This window comes from Nonomuraea angiospora, assembly GCF_014873145.1.
In the GTDB taxonomy this organism is placed as follows: domain Bacteria; phylum Actinomycetota; class Actinomycetes; order Streptosporangiales; family Streptosporangiaceae; genus Nonomuraea; species Nonomuraea angiospora.
The window spans coordinates 9,579,956-9,600,279 of the sequence record NZ_JADBEK010000001.1; the positions used below are offsets into that span (position 1 = coordinate 9,579,956).

The following is a 20,324-nucleotide window of genomic DNA, read 5'->3' on the forward strand; positions in this document are numbered from 1 at the left end:
GGGCAGAAGTCGTGACCTCGTGAGATCGGGGCTTACTGCATGGAGAGAAACCTGCGAGCCTTGGCCAGAATCCAGGAATGGTACGGTCCGCACTCGAGCACGGCAGCCGAGTGGCCGGTCGACGCCCTGATGCTGGCCAAGGGATCCACCACGGTAAGTGTCATCCTGCCGGCTCGTGACGAAGAGCGCACAGTGGGTGACATCGTCCGTGTGATCCGCCGCGACCTCGTCGAACGGGTTCCGCTCGTCGACGAGATCCTCGTCGTCGACTCCAACTCGATCGACGCCACCGCCGAACGCGCCCGCGAGGCGGGCGCCCGCGTGGTGGCGCAGAACCAGGTGCTCTCCCACCTTCCGCCCTTGACGGGCAAGGGGGAGGCCCTGTGGAAGGGGCTGGCCGCCTCAAGGGGCGACATCGTCGTGTTCGTGGACGCCGACCTGCTCGACTTCGGCGCCCACTTCGTGTCCGGCCTGGTCGGACCGCTGCTGGTGGACAGTGACATCAGCTTCGTCAAGGCGACCTACGAACGTCCGTTCACGGGCGAGGACGGCGTGGTCCGCCGCGCCGGGGGCGGCCGGGTGACCGAGCTGGTCGCCCGACCCTTGATCAACATGTTCTGGCCCGAGCTGGCCGGGTTCGCCCAGCCGCTCGGCGGCGAGTACGCGGCCAGGCGCGAGGTCCTGGAGCAGGTGCCCTTCGTCACCGAGTACGGCGTGGAGTTCGGCCTCCTCGTCGACCTGCTCCAGCTCGTCGGCCTGGACGCGATGGCCCAGGTGGACCTGGGCAGCCGAACGCACACACACCAGTCGATGAGCGCGCTCGGCCGCATGGCCGGGCAGATCATGCTCACCGCCTGGTCCCGCCTGGAGCGCCAGGGGCGCGTAATGGCGGCTCAGGGCCCCGGGCACACGATGCTGCAGTTCGGGATCGACGGGGCGGACCTGGTGGACGTGGCCGTGGCGGAGCGACCTCCGCTCGCCTCCCTCGTACAAGAGGAGGATGTGGCATGAAAGTCCTGGTCAACGCGGGACCGTGGCTCGCGGTCCCGCCCCCCGGCTACGGCGGGATCGAGAACGTCGTGGCCACGCTGGTGCCCGCGCTGCGCGAGCGCGGCGTGGAGGTCGTCCTGGCCTCCGTCGGGTCCAGCACGCTCGAGGTGGACGAGCTGATCAGCGTGTACGACGACGGCCAGTTCACCGAGTTGCAGAAGCCGTACAACCAGGTCATGGGCATCGCGCACGCCCACCAGGCCAGGGTGGCGGCCGAGTTGCGCGCCCGCGGCGACATCGACCTCGTCCACGACCACGTCGAGGTGGTCGGGCCGGCGGTCCTGTCGGCGTTCGGCGGGCCGCCCGTCCTGCACACCCTGCACTGGGACCTGCGCAAGCATCCCGCGTTCTACGGCGCGTTCCCGCCGTCGATCGCGGTCAACGGCGTCTCGGAGTCGCAGCTCGCCCGCGCCCCCGACGCCCTGCGGGCGGCCTCGCTCGGGGCCGTCTACCTGGCCAGCCCGCTCGCCGACCGCGACGTGCGGGTCGATCGGGGCGAATACCTGCTGGTCATGGGCCGCATCTGCGGGCTCAAGGGCCAGCACGTGGCGGCCAGGATCTGCCAGAAGCTGGGGCTCCCGCTGGTTCTGGCGGGGCCGGTCAGCGGCCGGAACACCCCCGCCGAGCTGGACGACGTGGTCCAGAACCCCGACCACCCGCTGCACAGCCACCCCGACGTCCGCTACCACCTCGACCAGGTGTCCCGTTACCTCGACGGGGACCTGGTCAGGTGGGTCGGCGCCGTGGGCGGCGAGGCCAGGGACCAGCTCTACGCCAAGGCCAGGGCCGCGCTCTTCCCCATCCAGTGGGACGAGCCCGGCGGCACGGCCGTCGTCGAGGCACTCGCGCTCGGGGTGCCGCCGGTCGGGCTGCGCCGGGGCTGCCTGCCCGAGATCATCGACCACGGCCGCACCGGCTTCCTGGCCGACTCCGAGGAGGAGCTGGCGGAGTGGGTGCTGCGGGTGGACGAGATCGACCCGGAGGAGTGCCGCAGAGAGGCCCGCCACCGGTTCTCGCCGTCCGTCATGGCGGAGCGCTACCTGGAGCTGTACGAGGCCGCCACGGCCCGCTGACCTCGTGCCGCGATGAAGAGGCGCCCGAGCCGGATGGGAAGCCGGCTCGGGCGCCCGCGCGCGTCCGGTGTCAGGCGAAGCCGCGGGGGAGCACGATGACCGGGCAGGGCGAGGCCCGCAGCGCCTTCATGGCCAGCTCGCCCAGGAACACCCGGTGCGGCTGCGCGTCCTCGCTGGCCGCGCAGACCAGCAGCTCGCCCGGCAGCCACTCCACGTCCTCCAGCGCGGCGGCCACGTCGTGCCCCTCGGCCACCTCCGCCTCCGCCTCCATCCCGGTGCTCTCCCAGGCCAGCCGCACGGCCAGCGCGAGATCGTCCCTGAGCTTGCCCGGATCGTCCGTGCGCAGGTCGAGGGTGATCAGCCGGAGCGGGATGCCCAGCCGCAGCGCCGCCTGCGCCATCCGCTCCACCGCCTCGTCGCACTGCGGCCGGTGGACGTAGGCCAGCGTGAGGCGCTCGGGCCCGTCGACCGGGACGTACTGGGCGGGCGCCAGCATGACCGCCTCGGACGACAGGTGGAGCAGGTGGTTGGAGGTGGCGCCGATGGTGATGCGGCCGTGCCGGCCGCCGTCGGCCGAGCCGACCACGATCAGGTCGGCCCTGATGCGGCTGGCCAGCACCGACAGCCCGCGTCCCGAGCCCCTGCTCTCGTAGGTGAGGTAGCCGGCGGGGATCGAGCCGAGCTGCTCCGCGGCGTGCGCCAGGTTGGCCTGCGCCTCCACCGCCAGCCCCGGGCTGCCCGGCGGGTAGATCGTGGCCACCGTGAGCTCTCCGCCGGTGACCCGGGTGATCGCGGCGGCCAGGGCCAGGGCGTCGCGCCCGCCCGGGGCGTTGGTGTAGCCGACGATCACGTGCTCTCCGATCACGACTGCCCTCCTACCCGCTCTGAGCTGGGAATACGCGGCCTTGATCGGAACGTTGTAAACCATCGGAGGCGCAAAGAAGTGAAGATCACTCTTGACATCAGCTTCAACGGGGCCCGCGGTCCGGTCACCCTCCGTGAAGCGGTCCAGCAGCTCAAAGCCCGGGATCTGGCCTGCACGGTGGCCGCCGACACCGTGGAGCAGAAAGTGACCGTCTTCTCCGCCTGCGTCGAGCGCGGGTTCACGCCGCTCCGCAGCGAGATCATGGCCGCCTACTACGTCGCCGAGCGCGACGCCACCTCCGAGGCGTTCGACCGGGGGCTCATCACCAGGGCCGAGCTGGAGATGCAGCACGCCGCCCTCGCGCGCAAACTTCTTTCTTAGGACATTTCTCGACTTTTGGTCTTATGGTCGAGGCGCTTGACGGCGAGAGTTCGTAAGGTCGTGTCCATTGCCCATTCACGGATTGGACACACGTGTACCGCGACATTGTCGACTTCGCCCTGACCACGCCCGGGTGGCTGCACACCCTCGCCGAAGTCGGGACGGATGCCGGGTTATTCCTGTTCGTGGCGCTGTACGCGGCGGCCGCGCTCCGGGCGTGGCGGGCTCCGGCCCGCGACCTGGCACTGGTGATCGCGGGTCCGGCCGGGGTCGTGTTCGCGTACGTCGTGAGCGAGGTCGCCAAGACCATCATCAGGGAGGACCGGCCCTGCCGGGGCGGGGTCACGACGATCTCCGCCTGCCCGCCCTCGGGCGACTGGTCCTTCCCCAGCAACCACTCGGTGATCGCGGCCGGGGCCGCCGCCACCCTCGTGCTCGCCTGGCGGGCGCTCGCGTGGGTGGTGCTGCCGCTGGCCGCGGTCATGGCGTTCTCCCGCGTCTTCGTGGGCGTGCACTACCCGCACGACGTGGCCGCGGGGTTCCTGCTCGGCCTGGCGCTGGCGCCGCTGTTCGCCCTGCTCCTGGTGGGGGCCGTCACCCCCGCGGTACGGCTCGCGAGAACCCGTCTGTCGCCTCAATGAGCCGGTCCAGGATGCCCGGCTCGCTGAAGGCGTGCCCGGCGTCGTGGATCATGTGGAAGTCGGCCTCGGGCCAGGCCCTGTGCAGGTCCCAGGCGGTGGTCGCGGGCGTGCAGGCGTCGTAACGGCCCTGCACGATCACGGCGGGGATGTGCCTGATCTTGTCGACGTCCCTGATGAGCTGCTCGGGCTCGAACCAGCCGCCGTGGTGGAAGTAGTGGTTCTCGATGCGGGCGAAGCAGACGGCCAGCTTGTCCTCGCCGAACGACGCGACGAGCTCGGGGTCGGGCAGCAGCGTGATCGCGCCCGCCTCCCACTGCGCCCACGCCTTGGCCGCCGCCAGCCTGGCCTCCCCGTCCTGCCCTTCGAGCCGCCTGCGGAAGGCGGCCATGAGCTCCCCGCGCTCCTCGGCGGGGATGGGCGCGAGGAACGACTCCCACTGGTCGGGGAACAGGTAGGAGGCGCCCTCCTGGTAGAACCAGTGCAGCTCATGGGGGCGCAGCGTGAAGATCCCCCGCAGGATCAGCTCGGTCGTGCGGTCGGGGTGGCGCTGCGCGTACGCCAGGGCCAGGGCGCTGCCCCACGAGCCCCCGAAGACCTGCCACCTGTCGATGCCGAGGTGCTCGCGCAGCCTCTCCATGTCGGCCACGAGGTGCCAGGTGGTGTTGGCGGCGAGGTCGGTGGCGGGGTCACTGGCATGGGGCAGGCTGCGGCCGCAGTTGCGCTGGTCGAACAGGACGATCCGGTAGCGCTCCGGGTCCCACTGGCGCCGGTGCTTGGCCGAGCACCCGCCGCCGGGCCCGCCGTGCAGCATGACAGCGGGCTTTCCCTCGGGGTTGCCGCAGACCTCCCAGTAGATCTGGTTGCCGTCTCCCACGTCCAGCAGGCCGGACTCGTAGGGTTCGATGGGCGGGTACAGCGTTCTCATAATCCTCGATCCTGCCTCATTCCGGCGACCCGTAGGGTGATCGCATGGACCTGGTGACGATCGACGACATCCGGACGGCGGCCGAGGAGATCAAGGGCGTGGCGGTGCGGACGCCGCTCGTGCGGATGGGCGAGGCGTGGGTGAAGCCGGAGAGCCTGCAGCCCGTCGGGGCGTTCAAGCTCCGGGGCGCGTACAACGCCGTGGCCTCGCTGCGGCCCGACGGCGTGGTCACGCACTCGTCCGGCAACCACGGGCAGGCCCTGGCCTTCGCGGCCAGGGAGTTCGGGGTGCCGTGCGTGGTCGTCGTGCCCGAGGGGACGCCCCGGGTGAAGACGGCGGCCATCGAAGGGTGGGGCGCCGAGGTCGTCGTCGTGCCGCCCGAGCAGCGGGAGATCGTGGCCGGGAAGCTGGCCGCGGAGCGGGGGCTGACGCTGGTGCCGCCCTATGACCATCGGGCGGTGATCGCGGGGCAGGGCACCGTCGGGCTGGAGATCGTCGAGGACCTGCCCGACGTCGAGGTGGTGCTGGTGCCGGTGGGCGGCGGAGGGCTCGCCTCCGGGGTCGGCACGGCCGTCAAGGCGCTGCGGCCCGACGTCCGGGTGATCGGGGTCGAGCCGGAGCTGGCCGCCGACGCCGCCGAGAGCCTGGCCGCCGGCCACCCCGTGGAGTGGGGGACGGACCGGACGTTCCGGACCGTCGCCGACGGGCTGCGTACGGCACTGTCGGAGCTGACCTTCGCGCACATCAGCCGCCGGCTCGACGAGATCGTCACCGTGTCGGAGGACGAGATCAGGGCCGCCATGGGGCACCTGGCGCGCTCGGCCCGGCTGGTGGCCGAGCCGAGCGGGGCGGTCACCACGGCGGCGCTGCTGTCCGGCCGGGTCGCGGCCGGGCGCACGGTGGTCGTGCTGTCCGGGGGGAACGTGGACCCCGAGCTGTTCAGGCAGGTGGTCTAGGCCCACTCGTGGCGCGTCAGGAACGAGCGGTCGCCCGTGGCGTACTCGCTGAAGGCGGCCTGCACCTCCGCCAGCTCCGGCACCATGGTGCGGATGAGCGTGCCCTCCTTGTACTCCAGCTCGTAGCCGGGTGACACCTGCAGGAAGTGCCGCCCGAAGTTGACCAGGGCCACGAACGGGTTCTGCGCCGACAGCGTGGCGAGGACGTCGTGGACCAGGCCGAGGTCCGGGTCGTGGACGACCATGCCGTCGCCCGTGTGGAGCTGCATGCCCTCATAGACCCCCAGGGGCGCCACGTTGTGCACCAGGTCGCGCTGAGGGTCGTAGCAGACCAGCCCGTGCGCCCGCGCGATCGTGAACACCTGCGCGGACATCTCGTCCATCGTGTCCAGGTCCATCGTCACCAGCACGTGGCCCGGGTAGGTCGTGACCTCCCCGGGCAGCTCCTTGGCGACGTCGGGTGCCTCCCCGGTCACAGGGGAGTCCCGCTTGACCGCCAGATAGGTGGCGCGGGCCTGGTCCCTGCTGATGGGCACCGGCTCGTCCCACACCATCAACTCAACGCTCATCGGTCCATCTTGACGGACGGGCGCCGTACTCGCGCGACACGGCACCCCATGTGCCGGAAAGCCGTGCCGGACAAAGTTACGCGGGTTTCTCCGAATCCGGCACCAGCTCGACCGTGCAGGCGGCGCACCGCCGGGCCTCTGCGGGGATGTCGGTGAGGCATTCGGGGCACTGCTTGGTCGTGGCGTCCTTGTCCCGGTCGAGCAGGCTGATCAGCCGGGTCATCGGGGCCACGATCAGCCAGTACACGACGGCGGAGACCATGAGGAAGGTGAGGAGGTGGTTGAGGAAGTCGCCGTACTTGAACCGGCTGCCGTTGACGGTGAAGGAGTATTCGGCGAAGTTCGGCTGCCTGCCGCCGGTGACGGCGCCGATCAGCGGGGTGATCAGGTCGGCGACGAGCGCCTGCACCAGGCCGCTGAAGGTGGCGCCGACGATCACCGCCACGGCGAGTTCGACGATGTTGCCGCGGAGTAAGAACTTCTTGAAGCCGCCCATGGCACCACCACGTAGCCAGGATCGGCGCCGGCAAACCATGCTTGGGCTCTGGGGGGACGGCTCACTTCGGTCAACTGGAATAACGACCTGGTGAGGATGGGAAGGAACAAAGCGGCTTGTCCGGGTGAGCGGGGGAACGGAACATGGGGAGAGACCGCAAGGGAGCCTCGATGATCGAGATCTGGCCGGGAGACCCCTATCCGCTCGGGGCGACCTACGACGGTGCGGGCACGAACTTCTCGCTCTACACCGAAGTCGCCGACGCCGTCGAGCTGTGCCTGTTCGACGAGGACAACGTCGAGTCGCGGGTGCCGCTGACCGAGGTCGACGGGTTCATCTGGCACGGCTACCTGCCGGGGATCGGGCCGGGCCAGCGCTACGGTTACCGCATCCACGGCCCGTACGAGCCGGCGCGCGGGCTGCGCTGCAACCCGGCCAAGCTGCTGCTCGACCCGTACGCCATGGCCATCGAGGGCGGCGTGTCCTGGAACGAGGCGGTCTACGGCTACCGGTTCGGCCAGCCCGACACGCGCAACGACGCCGACTCGGCCCCGTACGTGCCGCGGTCCATCGTGATCAACCCGTTCTTCGGGTGGGGGCACGACCGGCCGCCCGCGACGCCGTACCACGACACCGTGATCTACGAGGCCCACGTGCGGGGGCTGACGGTCAGCCACCCCAAGATCCCCAAGCACCTGCGCGGCACGTACGCGGCGCTCGGCCACCCCGAGATCCTCGACCACCTCACCAAGCTCGGCGTCACGGCGTTGGAGCTCATGCCGGTGCACCAGTTCGTGACCGACCACATCCTGGAGCAGCGCGGCCTGTCCAACTACTGGGGCTACAACTCGATCGGGTTCTTCGCGCCCCACAACCGCTACTCCAGCCAGGGCCAGCGCGGCGGGCAGGTGCTGGAGTTCAAGGCCATGGTCAGGGCGCTGCACGAGGCGGGCATCGAGGTCATCCTCGACGTCGTCTACAACCACACCGCCGAGGGCAACCACCTCGGGCCCACGCTGGGGCTCAAGGGGATCGACAACGTCAACTACTACCGGCTGGTCGACAACGACCCGCGCTACTACGTGGACACCACGGGCACGGGCAACAGCCTGCTCATGCGCTCGCCGCACGTCCTGCAGATGATCATGGACTCGCTGCGCTACTGGGTCATCGAGATGCACGTCGACGGGTTCCGCTTCGACCTCGCCTCGACGCTGGCCCGGGAACTGCACGAGGTCGACCGGCTGAGCTCGTTCTTCGACCTGGTGCAGCAGGACCCGGTCCTGTCGCAGGTCAAGCTGATCGCCGAGCCGTGGGACGTGGGGCCGGGCGGCTACCAGGTCGGCAACTTCCCATCGCGGTGGACGGAGTGGAACGGCCGCTACCGCGACACGATCCGCGACCTGTGGCGCGGGCAGCCGGCCACGCTGCCCGAGTTCGGGTCCAGGTTCACCGGGTCGAGCGACCTCTACCAGGACGACAGCCGCCGCCCCGCGGCCTCGATCAACTTCGTCACCTGCCACGACGGCTTCACCCTGCAGGACCTCGTCTCGTACGACGGCAAGCACAACGAGGCCAACAAGGAGGGCAACCGCGACGGCACCGACGACAACCGGTCCTGGAACTGCGGCGAGGAGGGCCCGGCGGGCGACTCCGTGGAGGCGCTGCGCGAGCAGCAGAAACGCAACTTCCTCACCACGCTCTTCCTGTCGCAGGGCGTGCCGATGCTCTCCCACGGCGACGAGCTCGGCCGCACCCAGAAGGGCAACAACAACGGCTACTGCCAGGACAACGAGCTGACCTGGGTCGACTGGTCCGACGTGCGGGAGAACTGGCTGCTGCTGGAGTTCACGCAGAGCCTGGCCGCGCTGCGCAAGCGGCATCCGGTCTTCCGCCGCAGGCGCTTCTTCTACGGCAAGCCGGTACGCGGGCTCAACGACATCGCCTGGCTCACGCCGTCCGGCGAGGAGATGACGGACGGCGACTGGAACGTCGGATACGCCAAGTCGCTGGCCGTGTTCCTCAACGGCGACGCCATCACCGAGCCCGACCGGCGGGGCCGCCCGATCAGGGATGACTCGTTCCTGCTGCTGTTCAACGCCCACTACGACACGATCAAGTTCACGATCCCCAAGGACTACGGCGAAATGTGGCACACGGAGATCGACACCGCCATGCCGATCATGCTCGACGCGCCGATGTGCCGCGGCGGGGAGGCCATCGAGGTGCCCGGACGCAGTGTGCGGGTGCTGCGCCGTGTCTAGGCCCTCTTCCACCTACCGGGTGCAGCTGACCCCCGACTTCGGCTTCGCCCAGGTGGCCGAGATCGCCGGCTACCTGCGCGACCTCGGCGTGAGCCACGTCTACCTGTCGCCGATCCTGCAGTCCACGCCGGAGTCGCGGCACGGCTACGACGTCACCGACCACTCCAGGATCAGGGAGGAGTTCGGCGGGGCGACGGGGTTCAGGGAGATGGCGCAGCAGCTCGCCGCCCATGACCTGGGCATCGTGGTGGACATCGTGCCCAACCACATGAACACGGTCAACGCTCAGTTCTGGTCCGTGCTCAAGGACGGGCCCGCCTCGCCGTACGCGCACTGGTTCGACATCGACTGGCAGGACGGGAAGGTCGCGCTGCCCGTGCTCGGCGACGACACGGAGCCGTACGTGCACGGCGACGTGGTGCGCTACCACGGGCACACCTACCCCTACCCCGGCCACTACCGGCTGGTCGACTGGCGCGAGGGGCCCGGCTACCGGCGCTTCTTCGACGTGTCCTCCTTAATCGGCCTGCGGGTGGAGGATCCGTCGGTGCTGTTCGCCACGCACGAGGTGATCTTTTGGCTGCTCGACGAGGGGCTGGTGGACGGGCTGCGGGTCGACCACCCCGACGGGCTGGCCGACCCGCGGGGCTACCTCGAACGGCTGCGCGCCAGGGCGGGCGAGACCTGGACCGTGGTCGAGAAGATCCTCATCGGGCCCGAGCGGCTGCCGGGCGACTGGGCCTGTGACGGCACCAGTGGCTACGACGTGCTCAACCGGGTGAACGGGCTCTTCGTCGATCCCGACGGCAAAGCACCACTGGTCCAGCTTTTTGCCGACATAACCGGGCAGCCCTCCGAGTACCGGCCCGTGATGGCGGAGGCCAAGCGGGAGGTGATCGACCTGTTCTTCGGCGCCGAGGTCGCGCGCCTGGCCAGGGCCGCCCGGCAGGACCCCGCCGCCGTGCGCGAGCTGCTGGCCGCGATGCCGGTCTACCGCGCGTACGTGGTGCCCGGCGAGCCGCCGCCGCCCGAGTCCGTCGAGATCGTCGAGCTGGCCGCCGAGGCGTGCTCGCCCGCCGTGCTGCCGCTGGCCCGCGAGGTCCTGTACGGCTCCGACGAGGCGATCGTACGGTTCCAGCAGGCGTGCGGGCCCGTCATGGCCAAGGGCGTGGAGGACACGGCGCTCTACCGGTGGTATCCGCTGGCGTGCCTCAACGAGGTGGGCGGGGAGCCGGACGCGTTCGGGGTGCCGGTGGAGGACTTCCACGACTTCTGCGCCGAGCTGCGGCCGTACACGATGACCACGCTGTCCACGCACGACACCAAGCGGTCGGAGGACGTGCGGGCGCGGCTGTCGGTGCTGTCGGAGCTGCCCGAGGAGTGGGCCGCGGCGGTGGCGTCGTGGTCGGCCTCGGTGTGCTTCGACCCGCAGCTGGACTATCTGGGCTGGCAGAACCTCATGGCGGCCTGGCCGATCTCGGTCGAGCGGTTCACGGACTACCTGCTCAAGGCGGCGCGGGAGGCCAAGACCGCCATTTCCTGGATAAATCCGGATCCGTCCTATGAGCGCGGGTTGCGGGAGTTCGCGGCTGCGGCGGTGCGGCAGCCGGTCGGCGAGTTCACCGCGCGGATCGAGCCCTACGCCATGTCCAACTCGCTCGGGGCCAAGCTCGTGCAGCTCATGATGCCCGGGGTGCCCGATGTGTACCAGGGCAACGAGACGACCGACTTCTCGCTGGTCGACCCGGACAACCGGCGGCCGGTGACCTACCCCCGCAAACCCGAGACCGCGTGGGACGCGGCCAAGCTGCTGGTGACGGCGCAGGCGCTGCGGCTGCGCCGCCGTCTCGGGGGAGCGGCGCCGTACCGGCCGCTGTGGGCGGAGGGGCCGGCGGCGTCGCACGTGATCGCCTTCGCCCGCGGGGAGCGGCCGCAGGCCGTCGCGGTCGCCACCCGGCTTCCCGTGCGTCTGGCCCGGTGCGGATGGGGCACCACGTCCCTGACGCTTCCCGGCGGGACCTGGCGGGACCTGCTCACCGGCGGCCTCTACACGGGGCGGATCCCGCTCGCGCACCTGCTCGGTCAGTATCCGGTCTCACTGCTGGAGCGACATGATCTTTGAGGTCTGGGCACCGAAGGCCACTGCTGTCGAACTGTCCGTCGCGGACGCACCCCACGCGATGTCGCGCGGGGAGGGGGGCTGGTGGTCGGTCGAGGTGGCGGGGGCCTCGCACGGCACGCGGTACGCGTACCGGGTGGACGGCGGCGGGCCGTACCCGGATCCGCGGTCGCGGCGGCAGCCCGAGGGCGTCTTCGGGCCGAGCGCCGTCTACGAGCACGCTCGCTTCACCTGGTCCGACCACGAGTGGAAGGGCCGCGACCTGCGGGGGGCGGTGATCTACGAGCTGCACGTGGGGACGTTCACGCCGGAGGGGACGTTCTCGGCGGCCGTCGAGAAGCTGCCGCACCTGGTGGAGCTGTCGGTCGACTTCGTCGAGGTCATGCCGGTCGCGCCCGTGCCCGGGGAGCGGAACTGGGGTTATGACGGGGTGGATCTGTACGCGGTCAACGAGACGTACGGGGGGCCTGACGGGCTCAAGTCGTTCGTGGACGCGTGCCATCGGGCGGGGATCGGGGTCATCCTGGACGTCGTCTACAACCATCTCGGCCCGTCGGGGAACTTCCTGCACCCCTTCGCCCCCTATTTTTCCGGATTTAAGGGCAGTTATTGGGGCGATGCGGTCAATTTGGATGGGCCGGGCTCCGACGAGGTGCGGCGCTACTTCGTCGGCAACGCCGTGCAGTGGCTGCGCGACTACCACATCGACGGGCTGCGGCTGGACGCCGTCCACGCGCTGCACGACCGCCGCGCCGAGCACCTGCTGGCGGAGCTGTCGGCGGAGGTGGACGCGCTGGCCTGCTCGCTCGGCCGCCCGCTGTCCCTGATCGCCGAGTCCGACCTGAACGACCCGCGCATGGTGCGCTCGCTCGACGCCGGCGGCCTGGGCATGACCGCCCAGTGGTGCGACGACGTCCACCACGCCCTGCACTGCGCGGTGAGCGGCGAGTCCCACGGCTACTACGCCGACTTCGCCTCCCTGCCGGCGCTGGCCAAGGTGCTGACCTCGGGAGTGCTCCACGACGGCACCTACTCCTCCTTCCGCGACCGCTCCCACGGCCGCCCCTTCACGGGCGTACCCGGCCACCGGCTGGTCGCCTGCCTCCAGAACCACGACCAGATCGGCAACCGCCCCGGCGGCGACCGCCTGCCCGTCCCCGCACTCAAACTGGGCGCGGGCCTGCTGCTGACCTCGCCGTTCACGCCCATGCTGTTCATGGGGGAGGAGTGGGGGGCGCGCACGCCGTTCCTGTTCTTCTCCGATCACGTCGAACCCGCGCTGCGGGAGAGCGAGGCGGTGCGGCGGGAGCGGGAGTTCGAGGGGTTCGGGTACGTCTGGGACGCGCCCGACCCGTCGGACGAGGACACGTTCCTGCGCTCGAAACTGGACTGGAGCGAGGTGAAGGAGGAGGAGCACTGGTCGCTGCTGTGCTGGTACCGCGACCTCATCGCCCTGCGCAAGGCCCTGCCCGAACTGTCCGACCCGCGCATGGACCGGGTCAGGGTGGAGGTGGATCCGCTGGGGAAGTGGCTGGTGATGTGGCGGGGGTCGCTGGCGGTGGCGGTGAACTTCGCCCAGGACACGGCCACCGTACCGGTGCCCTCCGGGACGGTGCTGCTGGCCTCGGACGACCCGGTCATGGCGGACGGCCACTCCCTGCGCCTTCCCGCCCAATCCATGGCCATCTGCAAACCTCACTCCAACCCGTGAGGGGGTGGGCTCGATTCGCGGCGCGGGGTCGTAGTTCGTCGGGCGGGCTCTTCGACCCGGCCCCGACCCCGCCGTAACGCTGGCCGGCGCTCATAACGCCCCTACCGCACCCACCACGCAACCGCCGTGCCCGTCCGGCCTGCGCGTGTCCGTCCGGCCTGCGCGTGTCCGTCCGGCCTGCGCGTGTCCGTCCGGCCTGCGCCGTGCCCGTGCGGCTTGCGCTCCCGCCCTCACTGGCAACAGGACCCGCACCGATCTCCGCGCTCTCCGGGGGCGTGGGGCTTGGAGTGCTCCGGGCTCGGGGTGCTTCAGATGCCCTGCGGTCCCAGGCACCTCGTGGCTCCAGGCGCCCTGTGGCCCTCGGCGCGCTGATATCGACGAGCCGGGCGTGACGCGCGCCTGCTCGGGCCTGCGCAGGCCCGCCCAACGGGGGGCCTACCCCGCACGAGCCCTCGGGGGCCTGCCCCGCATGGGCCCACGGGTGCCTGCCCCGCACGAACCCATAGGGGCCTGCCCTGCGCAGGGCAGGCCCCGTCCCGTCAGGCCCCGTCCCGTACTGGGCAGGCGGCCCGACTCGGCCAAGATCTCAGGCGCTCGGCCCTAGGCGCTAGGGATAGCGCCGCTTCTCGTAGTCATCGATGATCTTGCCGAGCTTGGCGAACTTCTCGGTGAACCAGACGTTCTCGGCGCCCGTCGGCGGGCGGTTGGAGTCCACGTACTGGTAGCCGAGGTTGGAGAACATCGTGACGACGTAGGTGCGACCGCCCTTGCCGGGCAGGGCCTTCACGATGCCCGCGTCGGCGCCGGAGTTGTTCACCCAGCCGTTCTTGTGGGCGTACGTCACCTCGGCCGCCTCGTTGCACGGCCGTACGTCGTGGCCGTACGCGATGCCCTGGCCGGGGATGGTCACGGTGCCGTCGGCGCCGATCCACCGCGAGGGCGTGAGCTGCGGGATGCCCGGGGCGGGGTAGGCGGCGCCACACCAGTTGGTGGTCGACAGAGCGACGTTCATGCCCTGATCGCCGAGCTTGCCCTTGAAGAACGCGCGGGAGGCGTCGCTGAGGACGGCGGCGGTGACGGCGGTGCCGTTGGGAGCCGTCCACAGGGTGCCCAGGCCGCCGTTGACCAGCATCAGCAGCTTGGCCGTGTCGAGCGAGCTCATGGTGACGGGGTTGCCCCAGCGTGCGCCGTTGGCCGGGTTGGTGTTCTTGAGCTGCAGCGTCTCCAGGCCCAGGTCCTGGAAGGTCTGGTTGAGGCCGTCTACCGCGCTGCGGTCGTGCAGCAGCTTGACCATGGCACAGGTGGCGGCGTTGGACGACCAGGTGAGTGAGGCGTCGAGATAGTTGCGGACCGTGTTGCTGCTGGCCGGGCCACACAGCGAGCTGATCGTCGTCGGCTGGTAGTCGTAGGTGTCGTCGAGCGAGATCTGGCCCTGGTCCACCAGGCGCAGCACCCCGAAGGCCACCATCAGCTTCAGCACCGACGCGGGGTAGGGGCTCATGAAGTCGATGGAGGCGTTCTCGCGGTCCGGCACCACGTCGATGGTGCCCTGACCGTGGTTGGCGTACCAGCCGGCGTCGTCCCACTGCCGCCAGCGGACATCCGTGGTGTGCAGGTTGCGGTCGACCGGTACGACCTTCCCGTCCGGATACTGCGGGCTCATCAGCACGGTGCCCGAGGAGACGGGGCGGCCCGCGCGGTTCAGCTCGATGACGGTCAGGTCGATCTGCGGCTGCTGCGAGATCGGCTCGGCCGCCGCGACGGCCGAGAGCAGGTCAGCCTTCTTCGGCGGCTTCCTTGCCTCCTTGTCGACGCTGTCCTGCCGCAGCGCGTTCAACCCGGCCGTACCGACGGGCGGATTGGTGTCCAGGACCTGCTCGAACTGCAACTGGTCGAGAGCCCGGCGTAAGTGATGCGCGAGCACGCTCGCGGAGCCGTCCTCCGCCGCGGCGGCCGGAGGCGGCGCGACCAGACCACCCAGCAGTACGGCTGCGGTGGCGAGCCCGGCGAGACCTCGACTTCGATTTCTGGATCTTGAGAGGTTCACCGCGCCACTCTAGCCAGCGATCAAGTGGGCGGCGCGAAATATCTTGGACTACTTGATCTACGGACTGACGGGCGGCGGCTGTCGTGCCTACTGGCCGCTTCCTGAGACTCCGCGCACGTCACGCGTCTCCGACGCAGACCGTGGTTCCTGCTGACCAACTGCCCGGAGCCACCGCAAAGCCGCTCGGACGCGGCCTGACGATCAGCGCGGACGGACGATCGGCACGGGCGTCGCCCTCTAAGCGAGGCCGACGACGGTGGCGCCGCCGTTGAAGGCGACCACGACCGTGCCCGAGAACGGTAGGAGGTTCAGCGCCCGCGGCTGGAAGTCGACGATCTGGCGGTAGCCCATGTCGATGGAGATGCTCCTCGGCTCGGTCTTGCCCCAGCCCGCCATGTGAGTCCCAATGCTCACCGTGTCAGCCTTGATCGTCGCCTGCGCCACGAGCAGGCCGTCCTTGAGCGGGAGGCGCCGTACCTTCCACAGGTCGCCTCCCAGCGCCGGCAGCTCGGCCGTCTTCGGCTCACCGCCGCCGTACGACTCCCAGCGGTACGTCGCCCGCCCGCTCTCGTCCGACTCGGTCAGATAGCCGTCCGCGTTGAACACCTGGACCACCTTCGCGGGCGAGTCGACGGTTCCCACGTCCTCCCCGTGCTCCTGCGCCAGGACCACCTCCTTGGTCACCGTCCCGTCGCCGTCCCTGAAGGTCAGCCCCAAGGCGCTGCCGTCCTCCGCAGGGTCGGCCTCGATATCGGGTTTGCCGTCGGTCCGCGGCCGCTCATAGCGCCACACCTCGTCTCCGTTCCGCGGGTCCAGGGCGATCACCGCGACGTTCCGGTCGCAGGACACCGGCAGGGCGATCACGTCACGAAGTTCCACCTGCCAGGACTCCGACCGGGTGCCCTGCTCGGAGTCGGCGTGGCATCCTCTGGGCAGTCGATACGACCAGACGGGCTCCCCGGTGTCCGGCAGGCCCCATCCGACCACCGTCCCGTCGTCGGGGTCGGCCGTGACGAAGCCGTACGAGGTGAAGGCGGCGTTCGAGCGCAGCTCCTGGGCCTGCTCGGAGCCGACCTCGCCGGTGTAGGCGTCCAGCAGCACCGTCCGGGCCCTGACCTTCTGTGCCCCCCTCACCGTGCCGAACTCCACCGCCACCATGCCGCCGTCCGGGGTGGCCACCATCTCCACGGTGACCGCTCCAGGACGGCGGTAGTGCCAGCGTTCACGGCCCGTGACGGAGTCCACCGCCACCACACCGTCGAACGTGCGCACGACCACGTGCCCGCCCGCGGCCACCACCTGCCGGACGGTTTCGTCACCCGGCGGTCTCCACTGCCAGGCGACCTTGCTCACCGAAGCGGGACCGGGATTCGGCGCGGCATGACCCGTACTCACCTTGGAGGGACCTGGCCCCACCCCGGAGGGACCTTGAGTCACCGCGACGGGCACCATGGTGGACGCCGCGGTGGTGGCCTCGACCGGCAGTGCCGCGGTGGTGGCCTCAACGGGCAGTGTCTCGGCGGCCAGCAGGCCGGCCTGTGCCACGGCCGCCACCGTCAGCAGCCCCGCGCACAGGCTCGTCAGCGACCGGCCGGTCAGGTCGGCCGCGGCTCTGCCCAGCACGGCAAGCCCGGCCGCGGCGAACGTCATGCCAAGGCCGAACAGGACGTCACCGGGCTCGGGCAGCCCGCCCATGAAGCCGCGTTGCAGACGGACCAGGCCGTACAGGGCGAACGGGATCACGACCAGCACCGCCAGGCCGGCCCGCCCGCGTACGCTGGCCACCGCGTCCGAGACCGGACTCAGGTTCCCCTCAGGACGGGCGGGTCTGCGAGCGAGCCTGACCAGCGCGGTCAACAGCACCAGCAGCAACCCGGCCGCCAGGAGGAGCCCGATGTTCGTCCCGACCGACGGCTCCTCGACCAACGACCAGCGCAGGACGTGACCCCACCCGGCCGCCCCCACGCCGGCGATCACGAGCCCCGCGCCGAACCAACCCCAGCGCATGCCCGCCACGCGGCGCTCCGGAAGCTGTCCCGAAGGGGCCTCGTCGCGATCACTGTCGTGATGCGTCATGATGTTTCCCCCTGATTGGGGGCGCCGCACTGCCGCTTCCGCCGCGGATCGGCGTCGCACGCGGGGATCTTGTCTCCGCCGCTGAGGACCAGCCGCCGGTCGCCGAGCGGTTTGTCGAGATGGAGGGCCTTTCGTTGCGGAAAGGCCTGGTATTCGCCGCGGTTCGCGCACCCCGCGCCGAGGCGTCCACCAGGGCCACGCTCCGACTCCTCGAAGAGGCTGACCGTCACCTCGCGGGAATTCTCCTCGAACGCTTGGTCGCCGCGGCGAGCACACGGCGACACCGTGAAGAAGATCGTCACATTGTCGTCGTCGACGTTGCCGTAACGGTCGACGTAATGCCTGTAGCCGATGATGCGTCCGGAGAGCCGATCCGACTTGGGCTTCAGCCCGAGCTCGCGAACCTCACCCCTCTTGATCCTCGAAGCGCGCTCCAGGGTCAGCACGTCGCAGGCTTTCGCGCGCTCCGGGTCGTCCTCGCACCTGGGGATCTCGGCGCCGTCCCAGGTGGTGATCCGCCGGCCGCCGACCGGCGCGTCGAGCGCAAGGGCGCTGATCCTGGGTACGGAGGTGTCGGGCAGGCCTTTCCCGCACCGGAGGCCCTCGACGATGCGCACCCTGATCTGCTTCTCTTTCTCGTCGAACACGTTCCGCTCGAGACGTGCGCACATCGAGACCTTGTAGATGACGCGCACGGACCTTGTGTCGCTGCCGCCGCTGTAGCCGACGATCTGGCCGGTGTGCTCGTCCGAACCCGGTGCGACCCCGAGGTCCCGCGCGTCGCCGCTCTTGATCAGCTTCTCGATCTGCTGGTCGCGCTCCGCCCTCTCTGCGGCATTCTTCTGCCGCCGCTCCTCGGCCAGAGTCCGCATGGGGTCGTACGTGACCGCGTCCCTGTACAGGAACATCCCGGCGACCAGGACGACCAACGCCGTGATCGACCACCAGCGCGCGGAGTCAAGGGGAAGCCGCCTCCAGACGAACACCCTCTGGCCCAGCTCGGGGTTGATCGCGGACGCAATAAGGGCGACCACCAGGACGATGATGATCAGCCATAACAGAACCATGAAACCTACGCCTTGTCGAAGCCGCCGCGGAAAGCAAGCACTGTAGCTTCGGGCGCTGAAACGGCACTGAAACGGGAGGCAGACCCACCCGGCGACGCCGAGCAGCCGATCGCATGGCGACGCCGAGCACCGGATCGCATGGCGACGCCGAGCACCGGATCGCATGGCGACGCCGAGCACCCGATCGCATGGCGACGCCGAGCAGCCGATCGCGCGGGGACGCCACGCTGCTGATCGCACGGCGATGCCACGCTGCTGATCACGCGCCGACCTCACGCAGCATCGGACGACGACGCCACGGCGACCCGCTCCCAGCCGATCTCACGCCATCGGTCCCTCTCCCGCAGATGGCCGGGATCCCCGTGAAACGGAGCGATTGAACGAACCTCGGGCCGCGGACCGCAGCGTTATCCACAGGGTCGAGCACAATCCCAGGCGTTATCCCCAGAACCCCGCTCCACTCCGCCCAAGCCCCCTGCGATCGCCGATGATCCTGAGTGCCTCACCAACCCCAACAGTGGGACACCTCAACCCTCAGCACCCAACAGACAGACACCCACAGCACCCCGAGAGCCGGACCTCCGGAGCACCTCAACCCAATGCCTCCACCGACAGCAATTCACCACCTAGAAGCACCGCCATCACCACAGCACCCCAACACCGCAGCACCTCCACCACCACAGGACCCCAGCACCGCAGCATCGCGAAGCACCCCAGCACCGCCGAGCACCTCAGCACCGCCCAGCACCCCAACACTGCGGGCAGCACCCCAGCACCGCGCCATCACCCCAGCACCGCAGAGCACCCCCAACACCGCGCACACCCCAACATCACCAGTACCCCAGCACCCGCAACATCCCCGCCTCAACCCCCTGGTTTGCGCGGACCCTAGAGACAACCCGGAGCGCATTCACCATGAAGATCATCCTGCCTTTGCCCGCCACGCTGACCTCCCTCTTCATCGTGGCCACGGAGCACCTGCCGTTCGACGTCGACTCCTTCGTGCCCTGGCGCATAGCCGGCCCGTACAGAAGAGCCGCGATCACCGCAACAGGCAGCGGCTCCTTGACGGTGACCCACCACCAGACTCCCTGGAAACCGACCGCGACCAACCTCACAGACGAGGAAAGCCGCCACCTACGCCGCACCGGCCACCACGTGGTGGTGTCCACGACCGCACCCCCGCACAAGCTTCCGACCAGCATTCAGGCGGCGAGAGCGACGGCCCGCGCCCTGGCTAGGGAGTGTGACGGCCTCCTGATCGACCCGCTGACGGGCGCCACCATCCTCACCTGCGGAAGATGCGCAGGCGAGCCCACGGACTTCCGCCTCACCGACGACTGGCTGTCCTGGGACGTCCAGGTCCACGATGCCGCGACCTGTCCACCCTGGGATCCGTCCGACATGGGCGTGTGCGACTGCCTACGCGTCACCTCCCGGGGCCTGCGCCGCTTCGCCCTTCCCGAGATCACCCTCGACGGCGCTGCCTGCGCCCACAACCTGTGCGCGACCAACCTCCTCCGCACAGTGGCCCACCGCCTGGTCGCAGACCATCTGACCTACGTAGCCGCTCACCCGGAGGCCACCGACCGTAAGATCGACGACTTCCTCCAGATAAGCCCCGCAGACCAGCCAGACGGCGGCCTCCCTTTCGGCGTTCAGCTAACGCCCTACGACGCGGAACAGGGCGAGCTGGGCCGCACAGGCACCATCCGCCGCCTCAAGATCGGCCCACCACCAGGCGCCGGCCAGATCACCTGCCTGAAGGTCGGCCCACCGTCAGGCTTCCCCGGCTCCCTGAACGACTGGCTATGCGCCACCCAAAAGCCTGCTCATCCTCCACTCGCCTTGATCAACTGCGACCCCTCAACCCCGCCCATCCCCTCACTCCCAGCGCCCTTCCCTCCAGCACCCCTGTCCCCGCCCCGCCCCCTGGAGCCAACTCGAGCCGTACAGCCAGCCCCCTCCGCTACACCAGCTCACACCCTGGCCACCGCGCCGGCTCCGGCTCCCGCCCACCTCCTGCGCACGGAGACCGAGCGTGCAGCCGCCTAAACCTCAGCCCCAGCGACCCCGCCTACAGC

At 70.0% G+C, this 20,324-nt stretch carries 16 protein-coding genes; 9 read left to right on the forward strand and 7 right to left on the reverse strand.

From position 1 onward, the window contains the following. The first annotated feature begins 39 nt into the window (after positions 1–39). The gene (locus H4W80_RS44215; protein ID WP_192790516.1) at positions 40–1,011 is read left to right on the forward strand and encodes a glucosyl-3-phosphoglycerate synthase; all 972 of its coding nucleotides are present in this window, start codon (positions 40–42) and stop codon (positions 1,009–1,011) included. Next, positions 1,008–2,123 (forward strand): glycosyltransferase, encoded by a 1,116-nt coding sequence (locus tag H4W80_RS44220; protein ID WP_192790517.1) that lies wholly within the window; start codon positions 1,008–1,010, stop codon positions 2,121–2,123. Before H4W80_RS44215 ends, H4W80_RS44220 begins: the two co-directional genes overlap by 4 nt. A gap of 70 nt (positions 2,124–2,193) precedes the next feature. Here the strand turns inward: H4W80_RS44220 and H4W80_RS44225 are convergent, their stop codons facing one another. Beyond that, entirely contained in the window at positions 2,194–2,988 is a 795-nt protein-coding gene (locus H4W80_RS44225; RefSeq protein ID WP_318787338.1) for a universal stress protein, read from the reverse strand. A 78-nt stretch (positions 2,989–3,066) separates the two neighbouring features. On the opposite strand from H4W80_RS44225, the gene H4W80_RS44230 reads away from it, so the two are divergent. Beyond that, positions 3,067–3,369 (forward strand): hypothetical protein, encoded by a 303-nt coding sequence (locus tag H4W80_RS44230; RefSeq protein ID WP_192790518.1) that lies wholly within the window; start codon positions 3,067–3,069, stop codon positions 3,367–3,369. Between the two features lie 92 nt (positions 3,370–3,461). Then, entirely contained in the window at positions 3,462–4,010 is a 549-nt protein-coding gene (locus H4W80_RS44235; protein WP_192790519.1) for a phosphatase PAP2 family protein, read from the forward strand. On the opposite strand, the gene pip is transcribed toward H4W80_RS44235, so the two are convergent. Beyond that, complete coding sequence (gene pip / locus H4W80_RS44240; RefSeq protein WP_192790520.1) at positions 3,964–4,935, reverse strand: prolyl aminopeptidase; 972 nt, start codon at positions 4,933–4,935, stop codon at positions 3,964–3,966. The two genes, H4W80_RS44235 and pip, sit on opposite strands and share 47 nt — an antisense overlap. 44 nt (positions 4,936–4,979) lie before the next feature. Here pip and H4W80_RS44245 point away from each other — a divergent pair, with 44 nt between their 5' ends. Continuing rightward, positions 4,980–5,891, forward strand: coding sequence for a threonine ammonia-lyase (locus tag H4W80_RS44245; RefSeq protein ID WP_192790521.1), 912 nt, complete (start codon positions 4,980–4,982; stop codon positions 5,889–5,891). On the opposite strand, the gene H4W80_RS44250 is transcribed toward H4W80_RS44245, so the two are convergent. Further along, the gene (locus H4W80_RS44250; protein WP_225963992.1) at positions 5,888–6,460 is read right to left on the reverse strand and encodes a hypothetical protein; all 573 of its coding nucleotides are present in this window, start codon (positions 6,458–6,460) and stop codon (positions 5,888–5,890) included. The two genes, H4W80_RS44245 and H4W80_RS44250, sit on opposite strands and share 4 nt — an antisense overlap. A gap of 76 nt (positions 6,461–6,536) precedes the next feature. Then, the gene (mscL, locus tag H4W80_RS44255) at positions 6,537–6,956 is read right to left on the reverse strand and encodes a large conductance mechanosensitive channel protein MscL (protein WP_192790522.1); all 420 of its coding nucleotides are present in this window, start codon (positions 6,954–6,956) and stop codon (positions 6,537–6,539) included. 170 nt (positions 6,957–7,126) lie between these two features. Between mscL and glgX the strand changes: the two genes are divergently transcribed. From glgX to treZ, 3 genes are read left to right on the forward strand one after another with little or no spacing between them, the layout of a single operon-like run. After that, the gene (glgX, locus tag H4W80_RS44260; RefSeq protein ID WP_192790523.1) at positions 7,127–9,220 is read left to right on the forward strand and encodes a glycogen debranching protein GlgX; all 2,094 of its coding nucleotides are present in this window, start codon (positions 7,127–7,129) and stop codon (positions 9,218–9,220) included. Next, complete coding sequence (gene treY / locus H4W80_RS44265; RefSeq protein ID WP_192790524.1) at positions 9,213–11,342, forward strand: malto-oligosyltrehalose synthase; 2,130 nt, start codon at positions 9,213–9,215, stop codon at positions 11,340–11,342. The genes glgX and treY overlap by 8 nt, the downstream gene beginning before the upstream one ends. Then, entirely contained in the window at positions 11,332–13,050 is a 1,719-nt protein-coding gene (gene treZ, locus H4W80_RS44270) for a malto-oligosyltrehalose trehalohydrolase (RefSeq protein ID WP_192790525.1), read from the forward strand. The genes treY and treZ overlap by 11 nt, the downstream gene beginning before the upstream one ends. A 607-nt stretch (positions 13,051–13,657) precedes the next feature. Here treZ and H4W80_RS63995 read toward each other — a convergent pair. The 3 genes from H4W80_RS63995 to H4W80_RS44285 form a co-directional block, all read right to left on the reverse strand. Further along, positions 13,658–15,097: a serine hydrolase gene (locus H4W80_RS63995; protein WP_192790526.1), complete on the reverse strand. Its 1,440-nt coding sequence runs from the start codon at positions 15,095–15,097 to the stop codon at positions 13,658–13,660. A gap of 237 nt (positions 15,098–15,334) precedes the next feature. Beyond that, positions 15,335–17,173: a PQQ-binding-like beta-propeller repeat protein gene (locus tag H4W80_RS44280; RefSeq protein ID WP_192790527.1), complete on the reverse strand. Its 1,839-nt coding sequence runs from the start codon at positions 17,171–17,173 to the stop codon at positions 15,335–15,337. Next, entirely contained in the window at positions 17,170–18,420 is a 1,251-nt protein-coding gene (locus H4W80_RS44285) for a hypothetical protein (RefSeq protein WP_192790528.1), read from the reverse strand. Before H4W80_RS44285 ends, H4W80_RS44280 begins: the two co-directional genes overlap by 4 nt. A 735-nt stretch (positions 18,421–19,155) precedes the next feature. Between H4W80_RS44285 and H4W80_RS44290 the strand changes: the two genes are divergently transcribed. Beyond that, positions 19,156–20,295, forward strand: coding sequence for a hypothetical protein (locus H4W80_RS44290; protein ID WP_192790529.1), 1,140 nt, complete (start codon positions 19,156–19,158; stop codon positions 20,293–20,295). The last annotated feature ends 29 nt before the right edge of the window (positions 20,296–20,324 follow it).